Source organism: Hydrogenophaga sp. GW456-12-10-14-TSB4, from assembly GCF_059424305.1.
This window is the reverse complement of the sequence record NZ_JBWKZH010000051.1, coordinates 19,720-41,737: the sequence shown is the minus strand read 5'-3', so window position 1 is coordinate 41,737 and position 22,018 is coordinate 19,720. Positions and strand designations below refer to the sequence as shown.

12 protein-coding genes are annotated in these 22,018 nt (G+C 71.6%); 9 read left to right on the top strand and 3 right to left on the bottom strand.

Annotation, left to right across the window (positions count from 1 at the left end):
• Positions 1-134: 134 nt before the first annotated feature.
• Positions 135-782: a hypothetical protein gene (locus tag AC07ZS_RS21675; RefSeq protein ID WP_494800601.1), complete on the top strand. Its 648-nt coding sequence runs from the start codon at positions 135-137 to the stop codon at positions 780-782.
• A gap of 57 nt (positions 783-839) precedes the next feature.
• Here AC07ZS_RS21675 and AC07ZS_RS21670 read toward each other — a convergent pair whose 3' ends face one another.
• A complete protein-coding gene (locus AC07ZS_RS21670) occupies positions 840-1,580 on the bottom strand; it encodes a sulfite exporter TauE/SafE family protein (RefSeq protein ID WP_494800600.1) in 741 nt (246 codons plus the stop codon).
• Between the two features lie 83 nt (positions 1,581-1,663).
• Between AC07ZS_RS21670 and AC07ZS_RS21665 the strand changes: the two genes are divergently transcribed.
• From AC07ZS_RS21665 to AC07ZS_RS21650, 4 genes are all read left to right on the top strand, one after another.
• Positions 1,664-2,581, top strand: coding sequence for a LysR family transcriptional regulator (locus tag AC07ZS_RS21665; RefSeq protein WP_494800599.1), 918 nt, complete (start codon positions 1,664-1,666; stop codon positions 2,579-2,581).
• A 495-nt stretch (positions 2,582-3,076) separates the two neighbouring features.
• Positions 3,077-11,488 (top strand): DUF7933 domain-containing protein, encoded by an 8,412-nt coding sequence (locus AC07ZS_RS21660; protein ID WP_494800598.1) that lies wholly within the window; start codon positions 3,077-3,079, stop codon positions 11,486-11,488.
• 14 nt (positions 11,489-11,502) lie between these two features.
• Positions 11,503-14,541, top strand: a complete 3,039-nt coding sequence (locus AC07ZS_RS21655; RefSeq protein ID WP_494800597.1) for a hypothetical protein — start codon at positions 11,503-11,505, stop codon at positions 14,539-14,541.
• Between the two features lie 20 nt (positions 14,542-14,561).
• On the top strand, positions 14,562-15,623 hold the full coding sequence (locus AC07ZS_RS21650) for an OmpA family protein (RefSeq protein WP_494800596.1): 1,062 nt from the start codon (positions 14,562-14,564) through the stop codon (positions 15,621-15,623).
• A 16-nt stretch (positions 15,624-15,639) separates the two neighbouring features.
• Here AC07ZS_RS21650 and AC07ZS_RS21645 read toward each other — a convergent pair whose 3' ends face one another.
• Positions 15,640-16,563, bottom strand: a complete 924-nt coding sequence (locus tag AC07ZS_RS21645) for a LysR substrate-binding domain-containing protein (protein WP_494800595.1) — start codon at positions 16,561-16,563, stop codon at positions 15,640-15,642.
• Between the two features lie 97 nt (positions 16,564-16,660).
• On the opposite strand from AC07ZS_RS21645, the gene AC07ZS_RS21640 reads away from it, so the two are divergent.
• Genes AC07ZS_RS21640 through AC07ZS_RS21630 form a run of 3 tightly spaced genes read left to right on the top strand, consistent with a single transcriptional unit; the run spans position 16,661 to position 19,424 of the window.
• A complete protein-coding gene (locus AC07ZS_RS21640) occupies positions 16,661-17,713 on the top strand; it encodes a zinc-dependent alcohol dehydrogenase (protein ID WP_494800594.1) in 1,053 nt (350 codons plus the stop codon).
• Entirely contained in the window at positions 17,710-18,441 is a 732-nt protein-coding gene (locus AC07ZS_RS21635) for a hypothetical protein (RefSeq protein WP_494800593.1), read from the top strand. Before AC07ZS_RS21640 ends, AC07ZS_RS21635 begins: the two co-directional genes overlap by 4 nt.
• Positions 18,438-19,424 carry a Bug family tripartite tricarboxylate transporter substrate binding protein gene (locus tag AC07ZS_RS21630; RefSeq protein ID WP_494800592.1) on the top strand — a complete coding sequence of 329 codons (987 nt, stop codon included), beginning with the start codon at positions 18,438-18,440 and terminating at the stop codon, positions 19,422-19,424. The genes AC07ZS_RS21635 and AC07ZS_RS21630 overlap by 4 nt, the downstream gene beginning before the upstream one ends.
• Positions 19,425-19,431: 7 nt before the next feature.
• On the opposite strand, the gene AC07ZS_RS21625 is transcribed toward AC07ZS_RS21630, so the two are convergent.
• Positions 19,432-20,382, bottom strand: a complete 951-nt coding sequence (locus AC07ZS_RS21625; protein WP_494800591.1) for a LysR family transcriptional regulator — start codon at positions 20,380-20,382, stop codon at positions 19,432-19,434.
• Between the two features lie 113 nt (positions 20,383-20,495).
• Between AC07ZS_RS21625 and AC07ZS_RS21620 the strand changes: the two genes are divergently transcribed.
• Positions 20,496-22,013 (top strand): CoA-acylating methylmalonate-semialdehyde dehydrogenase, encoded by a 1,518-nt coding sequence (locus tag AC07ZS_RS21620; RefSeq protein WP_494800590.1) that lies wholly within the window; start codon positions 20,496-20,498, stop codon positions 22,011-22,013.
• Positions 22,014-22,018 lie beyond the last annotated feature (5 nt).

The window sequence follows — 22,018 nt, the reverse complement described above, 5'->3', positions numbered from 1 at the left end:
GGCTTCGGCGGGAGGCGGGGGCGCAGGGCTGTCGTCGGTGGTCATGGGCGCGAAGGAAAGTGGACGGCATGCGCAGTATGAGGCCGCCCGGCTACCATCGCCCGACCTTGTTGTCATGCGCCCGGAGGGCCCGAATGAACGAATCCGCATCGGCCTGGGCGCGCGCGCTGGCGGCCCGCTTCGACGGCGCCGTGCTGCGCGTCGAACCGGCCCAGGCCGTCGAGGCATCCCGCGCGCCCACGGCCGCCACGCGGCAGGCTGTCGAGGCCGCCCTGCAGGCCTGGTGTTTCTCGGGTGGGCGTTTCACCGTGGCCACGCTGGTGCAGGGGCCACCGGCCGAACGGGCCGGACTGGTCGAGGCCTTCTCGCGCCGGCTCGACGGCAGCGACCAGCTCGCGGCGGCTGGTGGCGCGCTCGCGGGCCTGTGGCTGCGCCTGCGCGTCAAGGGCCAGGACGCGATGTGGTGGCGAGCGCGCCAGCCCTCGGATCCCTGGGACGCCGGTTACCTGACCGGTGATCCGTCGGCCTGGCGGGCGTTCCGGCCGCGCCGCGCCACGCTGGTGGTGGCCGAACCGGGGCTGGACGGTGCCGCGTTGGCCGAGGCCGTGCAGATCCTGGCCTCGAACAGCAGCCGTTTTCATCAGCCGGTGCGGCTGCTGGTGCTGGGCCGCAGCATCGACGCCCGGGCCTGGTCCAGCACGCCGAGCAGTTCCGTGGCCATCACCGAGATCACCTGGCCTTCCGAGCCCGCGAGCGCCTCCACCGCAAGCGCCAGCCGGTAGGCCCGTTCCAGGGCTTCGGCCAGGGCCAGCGCGTCGGGGTCGGGCGGCATGGGGTCCCTATAGGGCGCGGGCGAGCATCAGTGCGCCCAGGGCGATGAACACACTGTAGAGCGCGCGCTGGAACACCGGCAGCGGCAGGCGCCGGCGCAGCACCGACCCGAACCAGAGCCCGGCGAAGGCCGCCGCGAGCGCGACGGCGTGGCCCGTCAGCGGCACCGCCGCGCCGCTGAGCACGGCCAGCGGCCCCAGCCGCACCGCCAGGGCCAGCGTGGCCACGAGAAAACTCAGGCCCAGGGCCTGGATCATCACGTCCTTCTCCAGCCGCAGCGACTGCAGGTACGGCACCATGGGCATCACGAACACCCCGGTGGCGGCGGTGAGCAGGCCCGAGAGCGCGCCCGCCACACCGCCCAGGGGCCGCGCGAGCCGGCCCGGCTCGGGCAGGGCCGCCCGGGTCAGGCCCCACAGGCCGTAGACCACCAGCACCGTGCCCAGCGTGAGGCGCGCACCCGGCCCGGCGCTGCCGAGGTCGGGCAAGGGGCTCCACACCGTGGCCGCGGCCAGCATCAGCCACATGGGCCACAGGCGGTGTGCGAGGGTGCGGGCGTGGGGGCCGATGCACTGGGCGATGTTCGTCAAAAGCGAAGGCAGCAGCATCAGCGTGGCCGCTGTGGCGGTGGGCATGAACAGGCCGAGCAGCGCGACGGAGAAGGTCGGCAGGCCCATGCCGGAAATGCCCTTGACCGCCCCGGCGGCGAGAAAAACAGCAGCGATCAGTCCGAGCAGCAGGAGGTCCATGGGGCGGCATGGTGCGGCCCATGGAGCCGTCTGTCCATCGCGCATCGCCGGAGGTATCCTTCGCCAATTCCGGAGGATCGCCCATGACGCCGCCCCGTGCCGTGCCCACCCACCGCATCGACCCGTTCGACCTGCGCCTGTTCGCCGCCGTCGTGGAGCAGGGCTCCATCACCGCCGGGGCGCGCCACATCCACCTCTCGCTGGCCGCCGCCAGCACGCGGTTGCAGCAACTGGAGCACGCCCTCGGTGCGAGCCTGCTGCGGCGCTCCAAACAGGGCGTGAGCCCCACCGACGCCGGCCGCACCCTGCTGTTGCATGCGGGGCGCCTGCAGCGCGGACTGGAGGCGCTGCACGCCGACATGGCGGCGCACGCCCATGGGGTGCGCAGCACCGTGCGCGTGCTGTGCAACACCGCCGCCATGACCGAGCACCTGCCGGCGCTGCTGGGCCGTTTCCTGGTCCAGCACCCGGACATCGACGTGGACCTGCGCGAGCTGAGCAGCCTCGACGCGCTGTTCAGCATGCGCCAGGAGCAGGCCGACATCGGCATCGTGTCCGACCACGTGGGCACCGACGGCCTGAACACGCGCCTCTTCCGCGAAGACCGGCTGGTGGCGGTGCTGCCCCGGCAGGGCGCGCGCTCCACGCGCCGGCCGCTGCCCTTCGTGGACCTGCTAGACCGGCCCTTTGTCGGGTTGCCGGTGGAGAGCGGCCTCAGCCGCCTGCTGCACGACCAGGCCTTGCAGCATGGCCGCGGCCTGCACCACCGCGTGCGGGTGCGCGGGCTGGACGCCGTGATGCAACTGGTGGGGGAGGGCGTGGGCGTGGCGGTGGTGCCGCAGGCCACGGCGCTGCGCCTGGCCGGCGAGCGCGTGGTGGCGCGCCCGCTCAGCGACGCCTGGGCCACACGGCGGCTGCTGCTCTGCACCGCGGGCGATGCCCCCCTGGGCGCGGGGGCGGCGGCCCTGCACGCCTTCCTCGCCGGGCACCGCGAGGCTTAGGCCCGACCGCTGCACCGACCGCCAGGCCGGGGTTCCGTGAGGAATCCCGGCTTTTTTCATGGTGAAAAGTGGCACCCGGGCCCTGACCGTTTGTCGGTTGGTCTTTTAACAATTATTTAACTAATTGTACATGAATATAAGTCAGTGAGCACCAGCATTTGCTATGGAATATAGAGCGGGTAAATTGCCATTCTGTTCGATTTTTATCGAAAAAACAGAATAAAAACAACAATCTTTTAACATTTGAATGCCTGCATAGGCATGTTTTTTCCTACAACACTTTTTCAAATACATGACTTTTAATGCAGTAATTGAGTCGTGAATTTGTAACAAGTTGCATGCCTCGATATAGTGCACACCTGTAACGAAATGCGCTGATGCGTGCGGACGCCTGTGTCCGACCGCGGCGGGCGCAAGGGCATCTCAGGTCCGCCGGGCCGGGTGCTTCAAGGGACGCGCGGCGGGTCGTTCGCGCGCCACTCCGAGGGAAAAACCATGCTTCGATTTTTTGCACGTGGCGGGGCCACGGGTAGGGGCGCGCCTGCGCGTTCGCCAGCCTTCTTGCGCGCGCTCGGCCTGTGGGCGGCGGCCACGGTGTTCTCGGCGGGCGCGGCCCACGCCACCCTGGTGGTGAGCCAGGCGGTGAGCACCAGCACGATCGCGGTGGGCGATCGCACGCGCCTGACGATCACCATCAACAACAGCGACGTGCAGGAAGACAACGCGTCGCTGATCAACACCCTGCCGGCGCAACTGCGGTTCTACCCGGTGGGCCACCCGGGGCGCTTGGCGCCCACCAGCACCTGCGCGGGCGCCACCATCACCCTCGGCACGGGCCCCGGCGGCGTGGACCAGCTGCGGGTCACCGGCTTCACCATCCCGCCCCACGTCGGTGGCGTGGACGGCAGCTGCACGATCTCGCTGGACCTCACCTCCTACGACGGCGGTGACAACTGGGACAACGTCATCAACGCGGGCGACCTCTCGCCCGCGGCGGCCTCGGCGGCGACCCAGACCGTGTCGGTCACCGAGCTCAAGAACCCCACGGTGGCCAAGGACCTGGGCGGCGCCACGCTCACCCAGGGCCTCTCGCGCACCGCCACGATCACGCTGAGCAACCCCAACAGCGCATACAACATCCCGCTGACCAGCTTCACCGACAACCTGCCCTCGAACCTGCAGGTCACCGGCGTGGTGGCCAACACCTGCGGCAGCACCACGAGCTTCACGGCCAGCAGCGTCACCCTCACCGGCGGCGCCATCCCCGCCGGTTCGCCCGGCACTTGCCGGGTGCAGTTCACCGTCATCGGCGTGCTGCCGCCCGCCACCGCCTCGCAGGCCGGCACCAACAGCCTGCCCGCCGGCGCCATCGGCAACACGCGTGGCCTGACCTCGCCCGCGGACACCACCCACATCACGGTCAACAGCCCGATCACGGTGGCCAAGGGTTTCTCGGTCACGCCGCTGACGGCGGGCGCCGACTCGCTGATGACCGTGCGCATCGGCAACAACAGCGCCGCCGCGCTGACCGGCGTCGGCCTGAGCGACACCACCGTGGGCGCGCGCTGGCCGGCCGCGCTCAACAACTCGGGCGCCATCGGCGCGGCCCAGCTCAGCGGCTGCGGTGCGGGCGCGAGCCTGGTCGCCGGCGCCGGTAGCCAGGGCTTCGTGCTCTCGGGCGCCGAGATCGCGGCCGGCGGCGAATGCCGCATCCAGTTCAACGTCACCTCGACCACCACCGGCACCCACACCAACGCGCTGCCCGGCGGCGCGGTCAGCAACGCCCAGGGCTTCACCTCGCCCGCGAGTTCGGCGCCGATCGAGGTGCGCGACAACGCGCTCACCGTCGCCAAGGCCTTCAGCCCGACCACCGTGGCGCCCGGCGACGTGGCGCTCTTCTCGGTCTCGGTCACCTCGTTCAGCCTCACGCCGCAGACCAGCGTGAACTTCACCGACACCCTGCCCGCGGGCATGGTCTACGTGGACGCCACCACCGGCGGCATCACGCCCGTCATCAGCGGCGGCTGCAGCTTCGCCGGCGGCGTGCCCATGCCCACGCCGCTGGCCACCGCGCCGGGCTTCAGCTTCAACTTCCCCGGTGCCTCACCGGGCGGCACCACCTGCGTGGTGAGCTTCACCGCGCGCGTGCCGGCCAATGCCGCGCCGGGCACCACGCTCACCAACGCCAGCTTCGGCGCCGGCAACGGCACCGTCTCGGGCAGCTCGGGCGCGGTGAGCCTCACGGCGGTCAACCCGCTGGTCGTCACCAAGACCTTCGACGGCGTGACCGCGCGCCAGCGCTTCCAGGGCGCACCTTCGGTGGCGCAGATCGAGCTGACCAACAACAACTTCTCGGCGCTCGCCAACCTCAGCTTCACCGACACGCTGCCCGCCGGCCTGCGCGTGGCCGACCCGGCCAACGCCACCACCACCTGCGGCGGCAGCGTCAGCGCCAACCCGGGCGACGCGAGCTTCTCGCTCAGCGGCGGCAGCCTGCCGGCGCGCGCGGGCACCGACCCTTTCTCGCCCGGCCAGTGCAGCGTGCGCGTGAACGTGGTCGGCGGCACGATCGGCGTGCACACCAACAGCATCCCGGCCTACAACGGCAGCAACGCGGCCGCCACCGTCAGCGCCACCGGCACCGTGGCCAACGTGCCCGGCACCACGGTGCGCAACCTCAACGCCACGTCCGCCACGCTGGAGTACCTGCCCGCGCTGACCGTGGCCAAGACCTTTCTGACCAACCCGGTGCAGGTCGGCGGCACCAGCCGCGTGCGCATCACGCTGGGCAACACCGGCAACGGCCAGCTCACCGGCGTGCGCGCCACCGACCCGCTGGCCGGCACCGGCCTCACGCTCGCCACCCCGGCCAAGGCCAGCACGACCTGTGCGGGCCCCGTGGTGCTCAACGCGCCCGACGGCGGCAGCACCGCCTCGATCAGCGGCGCCACCATCGCCGGCGGCACCAGCTGCGACTTCCTGTTCGACGTGCTGAGCACCAGCGCCACGCCCTCGGTCAACACGCTCGCACCCGGCGCCGTCTCGGCCGATGGCGGCGTGGCCAGCACCGGCACCACCACGGCCACGCTCAACAAGGTCACCAGCCGCGTCAACCTCACCAAGAGCTTCGCGCCCACGGCCATCGCCGGCCCGGGCAGTGTCTCGCGCCTGACCATCGTCATCGACAACACCACCGCCACCGCGCTGACCGAGCTCGCGGTGGCCGACAACATGCCCGCGGGCATGGTGGTCGGCGTGGTGCCCAACGCCAGCACCACCTGCCCGGGCGGCAGCGTGGAGGCCGTGACCGGCACCCGCCTGGTGCGCCTGAGCGGCGGCACGCTGGCCGGCAACGCCAGCTGCACGGTCTCGGTGGACATCACCTCCAGCGTCGTCGGCACGCTCAACAACACCCTGCCGGCCGGTGCCATCACCAACACCCAGGGCGTGACCAACGCCAGCCCCTTCACCGCCAACCTCGGTGCGCTCGCGGGCATGGGCGTGGAGAAGCACTTCGAGCCGTCCGCCGTGGCGGCCGGCCAGCCCGCGCGCCTGGTCATCCAGGTGCGCAACTCGCTGCCGCAGGCGCTCACCAACATCTCCACCACCGACAACCTGCCTGCCGGCATGGTCGTGGCCAGCCCGGCCAATGCCAGCACCACCTGCGCGGGCGCGGTGATCACCGCCGTCGGTGACAAGGTCTCGTTCCGGGGTGCGCAGCTGCCGGCCGGCCCCAGCGTCTGCGAAGTGCGCGTCAACGTGGTCGTGCCGCTCGCGGGCGCCTACGTCAACACCATGCCGGGTGGCACCGTGATCGCCAACGACGGCGCGGTCACCAACCCGCAGCCCGGCCCCAGCGCCACGCTGCACGTGCTGCAGCCACCCACCATCGCCAAGGCCTTCGCCCAGGCCACCGTGGCGCCCGGCGTGGCCAACCGCCTGACGGTGACCATCAGCAACCCCAACGCCGCGCAGACCCTGACCGGTGTCGCGCTGCGCGACCCGCTGCCCGCCGGCCTGTTCGTGGCCCAGGTGCCCAACGCCTCGACCACCTGCGCTGGCGGCACGGTCAGCGCCATTCCTTCGGCCGACAGCGCCCAGATCGCCGGCGCCACCGTGCCGGCCGGCGGCTCGTGCAGCTTCGCCTTCGACACCGTCTCCAACGTGCCGGGCCTGTACACCAACACCATCCCCGCCGGTGCCCTCACCAGCCACGAAGGGGTCAGCAACCCCGACCCGGCGAGCGCGCCGGTGCGCGTGCTCGAACCGCCCACCGTGGTGAAGGCCTTCGTGCCGCCGAGCATCTCGCCCAACGGCATCTCCCGCCTCACCATCACGCTGGGCAACGCCAACCCGGCAGCGCAGACGCTCACGCAGGCGCTGGACGACAACCTGCCCGCCGGCGTGCTGGTGGCACCCACGCCCAACATCGGCGGCACCTGCAGCACCGGCTCGGTCACGGCGGCCGCCGGCACGGCGCTGGTGCGCTACGCCAGCGGCGCGAGCATCCCGTCCGGCGGCTGCACGATCTCGGTGGACGTGACGGCCGCCGCGGCCGGCACCTACCCCAACCGCATCCTGGCCGGCGCCCTGCAAACCGACGGCGGCAGCAACCCCACGCCCGCCGAGGCCCCGCTGGTGGTCAGCCCGCTGGGTTCGATCTCGGGTCGCATCTACCTCGATGCCAACAACAACGGCGCCTTCAACGCCGGCGAAGCACCGCTGGCCGGCCAGGCCGTGAGCCTGCTGCGCGCCAGCGACGGCCAGGTGCTGCAGAAGACCACCACCGACGCCGGCGGCTTCTATGTGTTCAGCGGCCTGGCGGACTCCGCCACGCTGGGCTCGACCTACACGGTGCGCTACCTGCGCTCGGGCAGCGACACGGTGGGCAGCAGCGGGTTCGCGCCGTCGAGCGCGCTCAACGCCAGCAGCCGGAGCTTCCAGGCCCAGGTCAACGGCGCGACTACCGCCGAAGCCAGCATCGTCGGCGGCACCGGCCAGGTGGCCACGCCCTCGGTGGACAGCACGAACGCCTTCACGCTGCGCAGCGGCATCCGGCTCGACGCCGCCGGCGGCAACGTGGCCAGCTCGGTGGGCAACCACTTCGGCGAGCTGCGCGCGTCCGAAATCGCCGGCCAGGTCTACCGCGACGACAACCACAACGGCGTGGTCAACGGCACCGAGCCCGGTCTGGCCGGCGTGCAGATCACGCTCGTGGGCGTCGATGACCGCGGCACCCCGGTCTCGCTGACCGCCACCACCGACGCCAGCGGCCACTACCGCTTCCCGGACCTGCGGCCCAGCTGCAGCCCGCTGGCCGCACCCGCCTGCCCGGGCTACGTGATCACGCAGGGCGCGCAGCCCGCCGGCACGGTCAACGGCATCCCCACGGCCGGCACGGTCAACGACCTGGGCTCGGGCGCCGCCACCGGCACCGCCGGCACGGCCTCGAACACCGCGCCCGCCATCAGCCACGGCGCGCCGGCCTACAGCATCCCGGCCGGCACCAGCCGCATCGCCGGCATCGTGCTGCCGCCCAACGCGAGTTCGGCCAACAACAACTTTGGTGAGATCACCAGCGACCGCAGCATCAGCGGCCGCATCTTCACCGACAACAACGGCGACGGTGCCTTCAACGGCAGCGACGCCGGCGTGGGCAGCGGCGCGGGCGGCGCGAACAACGTGCCGCAGACGCTGACGCTCACCGGCAACGACCTCAACGGCAACCCGGTGTCGATCACCACCACGACCGACGCCTCGGGCCAGTACAGCTTCACCGGCGTGCCACCGGGCACCAGCTACACCGTGACGTGCACCACCTGCGCGCCCCCGGCCGGCTTCATCAACAGCACCACGCCGCTGGCCTGGCCGGGCAGCACCGGCGGCACCGCCGGCGGCAGCCAGGCCGTGCCCGCGATCACCGGCATCGACCTCAGCGGCGTGAAGACCACCTCGGTGGACAACCACTTCACCAAGACCCTGCCGGGCAGCCTGATCTCGGGCGTCGTCTACTTCGACCCCGACAACAGCGGCGGCGTGTTCACGCCCGACGACCAGCCGGTGCCGGGCCGCACGCTGGAACTGCGCGACCAGGTGAGCAACGCGCTGATCGCCACCACCACCACCGACGCCAGCGGCGCCTACAGCTTCGCGGGCCTGCCCGCCGGCAGCTACCGCGTGGTCATGCCAGCCCTGCCATCGGGCACCACCCACGGCCTCACCAGCGCCGGCACCCTGGCGGGCGCGCCCAACGGCACGCCCACCGCCCCGGGCGTGGCGCCGGCGGCCATCGCCAGCATCGTGGTGGCCGCGAACCAGAGCACGGCCAACCACAACTTCCCGCTGGTCTCGGACATCCGCATCGCCGGCCGCGTCTACGAAGACCGCGACTTCGACGGCCAGTTCGGCGGCGCCGACGTGGGCCTGCCCGGCAGCACGATCGGCCTGGTCGGCACCGACGCCTTCGGCAACGCCGTCACGCGCTACACCACCACCGACGCCGGTGGCCAGTACAGCTTCACGGGCCTGGCGCCCGGCAACTACACGGTGCGCCAGACCCAGCCGCTGGGCTACACCAGCGTGGCCAACACGCCGGGCCCGGTCACCGGCGGCAGCGCCGGTGCCGTGGGCGCGCTCGGCGGCGCGGTCGAGACCATGGCCTTCAGCTTCAACGCCACGCCCGGCGCGGCGCTGCAGGTGAACTTCGGTGAAACGCAGGGCGAGGGCGTGCGCGGCTACAAGTCGGTGCGCATCGTCTCGCCGGCCGGTGCCGCAGGCGTCTCCCCCGGTGCCCAGGTGGTCTGGCAGGTGATCTACCAGAACGACAGCGCCTTCCCGGTCACGATGGACGTTCGCGACACGCTGCCCGACTACATGACGCGCACCGGCGCGCCCGCGCTCAGCCACGGCGGCGGCAACGGCGGCGTCTTCACGCCCAACGCCGGCTTCACCGGCACCGCCGGCGGTGACCTGCTGGGTTCCGCGAACCTGCCTGCTGGCGCCTGGGTGTCGGTCGACATCCCGGTGCTGGTGACCGCCGGTGCCACCACCACGCGCTTCAACCAGGCCACGGCCGGCCCCACCGGCATCCGCACCGACGCGGTGGACAGCACCACGCCCACCGGTGGTCCGGGCCAGCCGCCCTCGGGCGTGATCCCGCCGGGCAGCGTGCCGCAGACCCCGTACCAGACCCCGGGCCTGGACGCCACCGGCGTGCCGCTGTCGTCGCTGCCGGCCGCGCTCTCCGGCTTCGTCTGGCGCGACAACAATGGCGACCGCCGCCGCGACGCCAATGACACGCCCATCGCCGACTGGGCGGTGGAAGTCGTGGGCAGCGATGGCCAGGCCGTGGCCTGCCGCACCGCGCCGTCCAACAGCGCCAACGGCTGCGTGACCATGCCCGACGGCCGCAGCCTGTTCCGCACCGGGGCCGACGGCGCCTACGGCGTGATCGGCCTGGTGCCCGGCGACTACAAGATCCAGTTCCGCGACCCGGCCAACAACGTCATCTACGGCACGCCGCAGAACAGCGGTGGCGACGCGAACTCCCGCGTCGCCAGCACGCGCGATCACCTCGCCGTCTCGCTGCAGCCTGGCGCCAACCTGGTGCAGCAGGACCTGCCGCTCGACCCGGCCGGCGTGATCTACGACGCCAACACCCGCCTGCCGGTGGACGGCTCGCTGGTGCGCTTTTGCGGCCCGGCCGGCTTCAACCCCGCGACCATGCTGGTCGGTGGCGCGAGCTACACCGCCGTGGGCAACTGCGCCCAGATGGTCACCGGCCCGAACGGCTTCTACCAGTTTGTGCTGGTGCCGGGCGCGCCTTCGGGGGAGTACCGCCTGGAAGCATCCGCGCCCGGCTACACGCCCGCGCCGATCGCCTCGATCCCGCCCGCGCCGGGCGTGCTCACGCCCTCGGGTGCCACGCCCTACCTGGTGCAGGCCCAGGCCGGCCCGCCCACGGGCGCCCAGCCGACCACCTACCACCTGCGCTTCAACCTCGCGCCGGGCATGCCCGATGTGATCCACAACCACATCCCGCTCGAACCCTTCGCGGGCGGCGGCCTCTTCCTGCAGAAGCAGGCCATGCGCGACGTGGTGGAGATCGGCGACTCGGTGCAGTACACGCTGCGCGTGCTCAGCCCCAACGGCGCGGCCACCAACGTGACCATCGCCGATACCCTGCCGGCCGGCCTGCGCCTGATCCCGGGCACTGTCCAGCAGGACGGCGTGACCGTGGCCGACCCGGCCGGTTCGCCCGGTCCGGTGCTGAGCTTCGCGCTCGGCGGCTTCGCCGCCAACACACCGGTGACCGTGACCTACCGCGTGCGCGTCGGTGTCGGCGCGCAGCAAGGTGACGGCATCAACCGTGCGCAGGCCTTCGGCACCGTCGGCGGCGTGACCGTCAGCTCCAACCGGGCCGAAGCGCGCATCCGCATCACCGGCGGCGTCTTCTTCCAGGAAGCCTGCGTGATGGGCAAGGTGTTCGTCGACTGCAACCGCAACCGCATCCAGGACGCGGAAGAGGTCGGCATCCCGGGCGTGCGCCTGTACCTGCAGGACGGCACGCACCTGGTGTCCGACAGCGAAGGCAAGTACAGCATCTGCGGCCTGCCCGCGCGCACCTCGGTGCTGCGCGCGGACCCGACCACGCTGCCCGACGGCAGCCAGCTCGTGACCAGCAGCAACCGCAACGCGCTGGACGCCGGCAGCCTGTTCCTCGACCTCAAGTTCGGTGAGCTGCACCGCGCCGACTTCATCGAAGGCAGCTGCTCGCCCGCCGTGCTCGAACAGGTGGAAAACCGCCGCCGCCTGGGCCAGATCGTCGCCCCGCTGGTCGATCCACCGACACCCACCCCGCGTGTCTTCCGCTCCGGCCCGCCGGCCCGCGTGGGAGGTGCGAAATGAAAGCCCGTCTCCCCATGCGATCCGCTCTGACTTCGGCCGTGCTGTTGTTGCCCCTGGGCCTGGCGCTGGCGCAGACCAACGGGCTGCCCGCGCCCACCACCTCGCTGCCGCTGGCCGCGAACTGGCGCGCCACCAGCCTGGCCGACACCGGGCAGCTCGTGCTCGAAGCGGAGCAGGACCAGGTGGCCGCCGACGGCCGCTCCGTGGTGCTGCTCAAGCTGCGCCTGTTCGACCGCGACGGCAAGCCCGTCACCGCGCCGACCGACGTGACCGTCAGCACCAACCGCGGGCGCGTGCGCCTGCCCGGCGCCGCGATCGACGAACCGCCGCGCCAGACGCTGCGCCTCTCGGTGCGCGAAGGTGAGGCGGTGGTCGAACTCGTGGCGTCCTACGAACCGGGCGAGGCCGAACTGCAGGTGCAGTCGGGCAACGTGGTGGTGCGCGGCCGCGTCGGCATGGTCACCGAGCGCCGCCCGATGATCGCCGTCGGCGTGGTCGAAGGCGCGATCCAGCTCAACCGCCTGGACGCCTCGCAGATCAGCCCGGCGCGCGAGGACGACGGCTTCGAGCTCGAACTGCGCCGGCACACCAACGGCTTCGACAACGGCAAGGGCTCGCTGGGCGCGCGCACCGCGTTCTTCCTCAAGGGCGTGGTCAAGGGCGACGTGCTGCTCACCCTGGCCTACGACTCCGAGAAGGAGAACAACGGCCGCCTGTTCCGCGACATCCAGCCCGACCAGTACTACCCGATCTACGGCGACTCGTCGCTGCGCGGCTTCGACGCGCAGTCGCGCCAGCGCCTCTACGTGCGTGTGGACAAGGGCTCGTCCTTCGTGCTGTTCGGCGACTTCAACACCGGCACCGGCGGGCCCGCGCGCGAACTCAGCCGCATGAACCGCTCGGTCTCCGGCCTGCAGCTGCACCACGAGGGCGAGCGCTTCGAGGCCAACGCCTGGGTGGTGCGCGACAACGTCTCGCAGGTGGTGGACGAGCAGCCCGCGCGCGGCGTCTCCGGCCCGTACCGCCTGACCAGCAGCGAAGGCATCTCGGGCTCCGAGAAGGTCGAGATCCTCACGCGCGACCGCAACCAGCCTTCCATCATCCTGCGCGCCGAGCCCATGGTGCGCTTTGTCGACTACGAGTTCGAGCCCTTCGCGGGCAACATCGTGTTCCGCTCGCCGATCCCGTCGGTGGACGCCAACTTCAACCCCCTGTCGGTGCGCGTCACCTACGAGGTGGAGCAGGGCGGGCCGAAGTACTGGCTGGGCGGCGTGGACGGCAGCTGGCGCATCGCGCCTGCGCTGGAGATCGGCGCCAGCCATGTCGAATCGCAGGACCCGGCCAACCCCTACACCCTGAGCGGCGTGAACGCCACGCTGCGCCTGGGCGAGCAGACCTGGGCCCTGGTGGAAGTGGCGCGCTCCGAGCGCGAAGCCCTGGGCGACCGCGGCAAGGGCGACGGCGCGCGGATCGAGTTCCGCCACCAGGGCGAGGCGCTGGACGCGCGCGTGTGGGCCGGCGAGACCGACCGCGAGTTCCACAACATCTCCTCCTCGTACAACGGCGGCCGGGGCGAAGCCGGCGCGGTGGCGAGCTGGAAGGTCAACGAGGACTGGACCCTGCGCGTGGACGCCATGCGCTCGGAAGACAAAGGCATCGACGCCGTGCGCGAAACCGCCTACGCCGGCGTGCAGTACCGGCTCACGCCGAAGTGGGTCGTGGGCGTGGGCCTGCGCCACGTCACCGACGACGGCGGCGTGCCCAACGCGGCCTCGGCCTCGGGCGTGAACATCGGCTCCAACACCGGCTTCACGCCGTTTCAGATCAACGCGCCGCTGTTCGCTGCCACCCCCGGCCAGACGCGCAGCTACGACGCACTCTCGCTCAACGTGCAGGGCCAGCTCACCGACCGCCTCAGCGTGCTGGCCGAATACGAGCAGGACATCGAGGACGCGCACGGCCAGCGCATCACGCTGGGCGCGGACTACCGGCTCAACGAGCAGTTCCGCGCCTACGGCCGGGCGGAAGTCTCCGACGGCCTGGGCGGTGTCAACGGCCTGGCCGTGGATGGCCGCGAGACCGCGTTCGTGGCCGGCCTGTCGAGCGAGACCCTGCGCGACGGCGAGGTCTTCAACGAGTACCGCCTGCGCGATGCCATCTCGGGCCACGACGCCGTCAACGCCATCGGCCTGCGCCAGACCTTCCGCGTGGCCGAAGGCGTGCGCTACAGCGCCAGCGTCGAGCACCAGAAGGCGATCGCGGGCGACACCAGCTCGGCCACTGCCGTCACCGGTGGCATCGACCTCGCCTACGACCCCACCTGGCGCGCCACCGGCCGCCTGGAGTGGCGGCGCGACCGCAACCACGACGCCTGGCTCTCCACCCTGGGCACCACCGTCAAGCTCGACCGCGACTGGTCGCTGCTCGCGCGCAACACGCTCTCGCTGCAGAACGCGCGCCACGCGGGCGCGCACGACCAGTGGCAGGACCGGTTCCAGATCGGCGCGGCCTACCGCCAGACCGACCTCAACCGCATCAACGCCCTGGGCCTGTACGAGCTGCGCGCCGAAAACGACGAGAACCCCGGCGTGGACTACCGCCGCACCTCGCACGCGGTCTCGCTGCACGCCGACTACCACCCCAGCCGGCCCTGGTGGCTCACCGGGCGGCTGGCGGGCAAGCGCGTCTCCGAGACCTTCCCTGGCGGCCTGCGCTCCAACTACACCGCCTGGCTGATCGGCGGCCGCATCACCTGGGACCTGTCCGAGCGCTGGGACGTGGGCCTGCAGCACCACCTGATGGGGAGCCCGCAAGGCAACGCGCGCCAGCACTCCTACGGTGTGGAAGCCGGTTACCTCATCAAGGCCAACCTGTGGGTCTCGCTCGGCTACAACGTGCGCGGCTTCCGCGACGACGAGCTCACCGGTGCCGCCTACACCCGCAAGGGCGCCTACCTGCGGCTGCGCTTCAAGTTCGACGAAACCCTGTTCCGGGGCGCCGATCCCGCCACCAACCGCGCCCTGAGCCCGCTGGCTTCGGCCGCCCGTCCCTGACCTGTTGAGAGACCTCTGCCATGACTTCCAAACGCTTTCTTCTCTCCCTGCTGGCGCTGGCGGCCCTGGGCGGCTGCGCCGTGACCGACCCGCGCGCCACCGACCGCGCACCCGGCGCCGTGCCGCCGTTCGCCGAGTCGAGCCGTTACACCGACGAGGCGCAGCGTGCCGACCACCGCGCACTGCAATCGGTGCAGGACCGCCTGGCCGCGCTGCAGAAAGACGGCCGCGTGCCGCAGACCAGCTACCCCTGGGCCAAGGCCCAGTGCTGGCTCGACATGGCGCGCCAGAACTACCACGAGAACGACCGCGGCCCGGTGATCGGTGAGGCGCTGGCCGAATCCGTCAAGCTGGTCGAGGCGCTGGAGAAGGGCACCACGCCGGCCGTCACCAACCCCCTGATCGGTGGTGCCGTGCGCCTGCGCGAAGACCTGTGGGCCCGTGCCGAACGCGGGCGCACCGGCGCCGGCGCGTCCTGCGTGGCGGCCCAGGCCGCGTGCCTGGACGTGCAGCTGGTGTGGATGGGCCACGAGTACGCCGAAGGCGGCTGGCGCCACGCCAACCCCTACATCGGCATGGCCGAAACCATGGCCGCGCGCATGGAAGCCGGGCAGGCCGCCTGCGCCGCGCCGGCCGTGGCTGCCGCCGCACCCGCACTGGCGCCCGTGGTGACCGAGCGCGTCATCGAACGCCTGGTGCTGGCCACCGACGCGGTGTTCGAGTTCGACCGCTCGGGCCTCAACGACATCGGCGCGGCCGGCCGCGCCCGCCTGGACGTGCTGGCCAATCGCGCCAAGGGGCTGCAGGGCATCGAGCGCATCGTGCTGGTCGGCCACACCGACCGCCTGGGCAGCGACGCGCACAACCAGCCGCTCTCGCTGCAGCGCGCCACCGCCGTGCGCGACCATCTCGTGGCGCGCGGGCTCGACGCCGCGCTGTTCACGGTCGAAGGCCGGGGCAGCGCCGAACCGGTGAAGACCTGCGGTGACGAGCTGCCGCGCAACGCGCTGATCGCCTGCCTGCGCGACAACCGCCGCGTGGAGGTGGAGATCCGGGGCCGGGTGGCGAACCGGGCGCGCTGAACCGCGCCGGGGCGGCTCAAGGCATCTTCTTGCGGATCGCCGCCTCCAGCGCCTGCAGCTCCAGCGTGGCTTCGTGCACCACCTGGCTGCCCCAGGCATCCTGCATCTGGCGCTCGTTGCGCACCATCACCAGCCGGCTCGGGCGGCGCGGGCCCTTGAGCCGGCGCAGCACCACCTGGCGCGGCGCCATCAGCGTGCACGAGGCCGGCACGATGGCCACGCCCAGGCCGCTGGCCACCATGGACAGCACGCTCACGAACTGCCCGGCCGTGTGCCGCAGGTCGGGGCTGAAGCCGGCCTCTTCGCAGAGCGCGGCGGTCTGGTCGAAGTAGTCGCTCTCGGCGTGGCGCGAGAAGCTCACGAAGGGTTCCTGCGCCACCGAGTTGAGCGACAGCGGCCCGCGCGCGCCGGCCAGTGGGTGGTTGGCCGCGAGGGCCAGGCAGTAGGGGTCGTCGATGCTGGCCACCGCCTCGGGCGGCGCGCTGCTGGTGCCTGGGCGGATGAAGCCCAGGTCGATCTCCGCGTTGCGCAGCGCCTGCAACTGGCGCGCCGACGGAATCAGCTCGTGCGCCTCCACGCTCACCTGCAGGCCGGCGCGCGCCAGGCGCTTGAGCAGGCCGGGCAGCACGGTCTGCGTGGCCGAGGGCATGAGGCCCACGCGCAGCACGCTGCGCTGGCCCGCCTGCCGCTCGCGCGCCCGGGTGGTGGCCTGCTGCGCGCGGGCCAGGATGGCGCGCGCATCGACCAGGAAGGACTCGCCCGCCGGCGTGAGGCGCACCCCGCGTGGCAGGCGCACCAGCAGGGGCGCGCCCACTTCTTCCTCCAGCTGCCGGATCTGGGCCGACAGCGGCGGCTGCGCCATGAACAGCTTGCTCGCGGCGCGGCTCACGCTGCCGAGATCGGCGACGGCGACGAAATAGCGCAGGTGTCGGAGTTCCATTCGCGTGCTCCCGAAGGCATTGACATACCTCATGAGTATGCCTTGCATACAAAATGAGTATTTGACGTATGGGTGCCGGCCACCGAGACTGCAGCCCATGAAATCCCTGCAGAAACCCAGCCCCGCCCCCGGCCTTGAATTGCGCGACGCCGCCGTGCCCACGCCCGGCCCGGGCGAGGTGCTGCTGCGGGTGAAGGCCACCGGCGTGTGCGGCACCGACCTGCACATCGACGAGTGGACGTCGAGCTACCACTTCATGACCCGCGCGCTGCCGGTCACCATCGGCCACGAGTTCAGCGGCGAGGTGAGCGCCTGCGGCGAAGGCGTCAGCGGCCTGCGGCCTGGCCAGCTGGTCACCGTGCGCCCCTCGGTGGTGTGCGGCGTGTGCGCCGCCTGCCAGGCGCAGGACTTCGACACCTGCACCACGCGCCAGGGCATCGGCGTCATGCGCCACGGCGCGTTCGCCGACTGGGTGGTGGCGCCCGCGCGCAACTGCGTGCCGGTGCCGGCCGGGGTCGATCCCCTGGTTGCGGCCCTGGCCGAGCCGCTGTCGGTCAGCCTGGAGGCGGTGCGCACCGGCGGCGTGAAGCGCGGCGACCGCGTGCTGGTGCTGGGCCCGGGCAACATCGGCCAGGGCATCGCCCTGTTCGCCCGCGAGGCCGGTGCCTCGCAGGTGGTGGTGGCCGGGCACGGCGACGCGCCGCGCATGGCCGTGCTGCAGCGCCTGGGTTTCAACGACCTCATCGACGTGGCACAAGGCGGCATGGCCCAGGGCCTGGCGCCCTACCTGGCGGCCGGCCGTTTCGACGTGGTGATCGAAGCCACCGGCGCGGCGGCCGTCATCGCGCCCGCCTTGCAGGCCCTGAAGCCCCACGGCGTGCTGGTGATCACCGGCATCCATGCGGCACCGGTGCCGATCGACCTGACGGCCCTGGTGCGCCAGCACCAGACCCTGCGCGGCTCCTACCGTGCGCCCGAGGCGGCCTGGCCCGAGGTGGTGGCCTTCATGGAGCGGCACCAGGACCTGCTGCGCCACATGATCACGCACCGGGTGCCGCTGTCCGAGGCGGCGCAGGGCTTCGCGCTGGCGCGCGATCGCGTGGCGACCAAGGTCATGGTGCTGCCCGACGGCGAATGGACCCCCGCATGAACCCGGTGGGCGCGGCCGCCTTCCTGGCCTTGTGGAACAGCGCCGAGCGCGAGGGTGTGGCGACCGAGTACGAGGTCTGGCACACCCACGAGCACGTGCCCGAGCGCGTGGGCTCGCCGGGTTTCGTGGAAGCGGTGCGCTACCGCTCGGTGGGTGACGCCACGCGCTTCTTCACCTGCTACTGGCTGCGCTCGCTGGACGCGCTGGGCAGCGCCGAATACCGCGAGCTGGTGGCGCACCCGACACCGTGGTCGCGCCGCATGCGCGCCGAGCTCGGCCACTTCGTGCGCATGCCCTGCACGCTCTCGGGCAGCGTGGGCCTGTCTTCGGCGCGCTACCTCGCGGCGCTGCACCTGGGTGAGCGCGACAGCGGTGCGGAGGCCGGCATCGAAGCCTTTCTGTCGCGCGAGCTGGCGCAGGCCGGCCTGGTCAGCGCGCAATGGGGCCGCTGCCATCCGGCGGACGATTTTCCGATCGCCAACCAGACCCCGGGCGCCGACGCGCCCTCGCACGTGGTGCTGCTGCAGCACAGCGAGCTGCCGGCCCTGCGCGACCGCGTGCAGGACCTGCTGCGCGCCATCGCCCCGCTGGCCCGGCCGCTGGCCGAGCCCGATGTGTTCGAGTGCCTGACCCAGGTCCGGCAGAGCGCTCTGAAAGCGCCGTTGACCCGCCGCCAGCCGGCGCGGGCAGATTTGTTTGAACGATTCCATCCAGGAGACAACGCATGACTTCCCCCCGCCAACGTTCCTTTCTCGCCCGCGCGCGCCTGGTCGCGCTCGGTCTCGCCCTGCTGCCGCTGGGCGCCCTGGCGCAGGCCTGGCCCAGCAAGCCCGTGCGCATGATCGTCGGTTACCCCAGCGGCTCATCGCCCGACATGCAGGCGCGGCTGATCGCCGAGCCCCTGTCGCGCGCGCTGGGCCAGCCGGTGGTGGTCGAGAACCGCCCGGGTGCCAGCGGCAACATCGGCGCAGACCTGCTGGCCCGCGCCGACGACGGCCACACCATCGGCGTGATCGGCAACGGCCCACTCACCAGCTCGAAGTACCTCTACGCCAAGCTGCCCTACGACCCCGCGACCGCCTTCGCCCCCATCGCGCTGATCGGTGCGGCGCCACTGATCTGGGTCACGAACAAGTCGGGCCCGGAGCGGCCGGTGGCCGAGGTGTTGAAGCAGATGCGCGCCGACGGCGACAAGCTGTCCTACGGCTCCATCGGCCCGGGCTCGGGCGGGCACCTGGGCATGGAGCTGCTCAAGCAGGCGCTGGGCATCCAGCCGCTGCACGTGCCCTTCAACGGCGGGCCGCCCATCATCAACGCCATCCTGGGCGGGCATGTGCAGATGACGCTGCTGCCGGCCTCCACCGTCAACCCGCTGGTGCAGGCCGGCAAGCTCGAGGCCGTGGCCGTCACCTCGGCCAAGCGCAGCCCGCTGGCGCCCACGCTGCCGTCGATGGAAGACATCGGCGCCAAGGGCATCAACATCGAGGTGTGGAACGCCGTCATGGCGCCGGCCGGCATGCCGGCGGCCCACCAGGCGCGGCTGAGCAGCGAACTCGGCAAGATCCTCAACGAGCGCGAGACGCGCCAGAAGCTGTTCCAGCAAGGCTGGCGGGTGGACGACCCCAGCCCCAAAAGCCTGAGCGCGCGCATCGCGCAGGACACCGCGATCTACCGCGACGTGATCGCGCGCAACGGCATCCGGCTGGATTGAGGCGGGCTCAGGCCCGGGCGTCGAAACCTTCGGCCAGCGCCCCGCGCAGCCAGGCCACGAAGGCCGACACCGCGCGCGGCACGTGGCTGGCGTAGGGCCGGATCGCGTAGATCTGCGGGCTGAAGGTGCCCACCGAGGCCCAGCCCTCCAGCACCTCCACCAGCTGGCCCGACTTCAACGCCGCCTGCGCGCTGAAGTCGGGCACCAGCGCGATGCCCAGGCCGGCGATGGCCGCGTCGCGCAGGGCCTCGCTGTTGTTGGCGCAGAACGGCCCCGACACCGGCACCGTGACCCGCGGGCGTGGCGCCTTGCGGCGGCCTTCGGGCGGCAGGAAATGCCAGGCCGGCGTGTCCTGCGCGCGTGGGTAGTGCAGGCAGGCGTGCTGCGCCAACTCGGGCGGCGAAGCCGGGCGGCCGTGGCGCCGCAGGTAGTCGCGGCTGGCCACCAGCACCGAGCGCGTGGCGCACAGCGGCCAGGCCACGTGCGTGTCGGGCGGCGCGGCGGTGTGGCGGATCGCGAGGTCGAAGCCTTCGGTGGCCAGCGAGCTCAACCGGTCCGACAGGTCCAGCTCCAGCCGCACCTTGGGGTGTTCGCGCGCGAAAGCCGCGATGCGCGGCACCAGCTGCTGGCGCGCGAAGGCCACCGGCGCCGTGACCCGCACCAGGCCGGCCGGTTCGTCGGCCAGGTCGCGCACGCTCGAAAAACTCTGCGCGATGCGCTCGAACGGATCGCGCAGGCCGTCCACCAGGCGCTGGCCGGCCTCGGTCAGGCGCACGCTGCGCGTGGTGCGCTGCACCAGGGGCACGCCGGCGGCGCGTTCCAGCTCGCTGATGCGCTGGCTCATGGCCGCCTTGCTCACGCCCAGGCGCTGCGCCGCGGCGGTGTAGCTGCCCTGCTGCGCCAGCACGGTGAGGCCGTGCAGGTGCATCCAGAGGTTTTCCACTTTTTTGTCGATCATGCCCCCATTGTTCACCATGGAAAACAATCCGTTCAGGTCAGCCCCCTAGGCGAGGGGGTTTGCGCTGCCTAAACTGGCCCTCGTTTCGTCGAACCCTTCACGCGAGAACCGCCATGGCCACCACCCCCCATCCCATCGATCACTTCATCCACGGCGCCGTGACCGCCGGCACCTCGCCGCGCCGGCAGGACGTCTACAACCCCGCCACGGGCGCGGTGAGCGGCAAGGTGGCGCTGGCGAACGCGGGCGATGTGAACGCGGCCGTGGCCGCCGCGCAGGCCGCCTTCCCGGCCTGGGCCGACACGCCGCCGATCCGCCGCGCGCGCGTGATGTTCAAGTTCCTGGAGTTGGTGAACCTGCACAAGGACGACCTGGCCCGCCTGATCACCGCCGAACACGGCAAGGTGTTCACCGACGCGCAGGGCGAGGTCTCGCGCGGCATCGACATCATCGAGTTCGCCTGCGGCATCCCGCAGCTCCTCAAGGGCGACTTCACCGACCAGGTGTCCACCGGCATGGACAACTGGACCCTGCGCCAGCCGCTGGGCGTGGTGGCCGGCATCACGCCGTTCAACTTCCCCGTGATGGTGCCCATGTGGATGTTCCCGGTGGCCATCGCCGCGGGCAACTGCTTCGTGCTCAAGCCCAGCCCGATCGACCCTTCGCCCTCGCTGTTCATGGCCGAGCTGCTCAGGCAGGCCGGCCTGCCCGACGGCGTGTTCAACGTGGTGCAGGGCGACAAGGAAGCGGTGGACGCGCTCCTGGTGCACCCGGACGTGAAGGCTGTCAGCTTCGTCGGCTCCACGCCGATCGCCAACACCATCTACGAGACCGGTGCCCACCACGGCAAGCGCGTGCAGGCCCTGGGCGGCGCCAAGAACCACATGGTGGTGATGCCCGACGCCGACCTGGACCAGGCGGTGGACGCGCTGATCGGCTCGGCCTACGGTTCGGCCGGCGAGCGCTGCATGGCCATCAGCGTGGCGGTGCTCGTGGGCGACGTGGCCGAGCGCATCATGCCCAGGCTGATCGAGCGCACCCAGGCGCTGCAGGTGCTCAATGGCACCAACCTCGCGGCCGAGATGGGCCCCATCGTCACCGCCGCCGCGCACACCCGCATCGCGGGCTACATCGAGGCCGGCGCGAAAGAGGGCGCCACCCTGCTGGTGGACGGCCGAGGCTTCCAGGGCCGTGACGCGGGCGAGGGCTGCGACCACGGCTTCTGGATGGGCGGCACGCTGTTCGACCACGTGACCACCGACATGAAGATCTACAAGGAAGAGATCTTTGGCCCGGTGCTCAGCTGCGTGCGCGTGCCCGATTTCGCGAACGCGGTGCAGATCATCAACGACCACGAGTTCGGCAATGGGGTGAGCTGCTTCACGCGCGACGGCCACGTGGCGCGCGAGTTCGCGCGGCGCATCCAGGTCGGCATGGTCGGCATCAACGTGCCGATCCCCGTGCCCATGGCCTGGCACGGCTTCGGCGGCTGGAAGAAGAGCCTGTTCGGTGACATGCATGCCTACGGGGAAGAGGGCGTGCGCTTCTACACCAAGCAGAAGTCGATCATGCAGCGCTGGCCTGAAAGTATCGGGAAAGGTGCGGAGTTCATCATGCCGACCGCGAAGTAGGAATC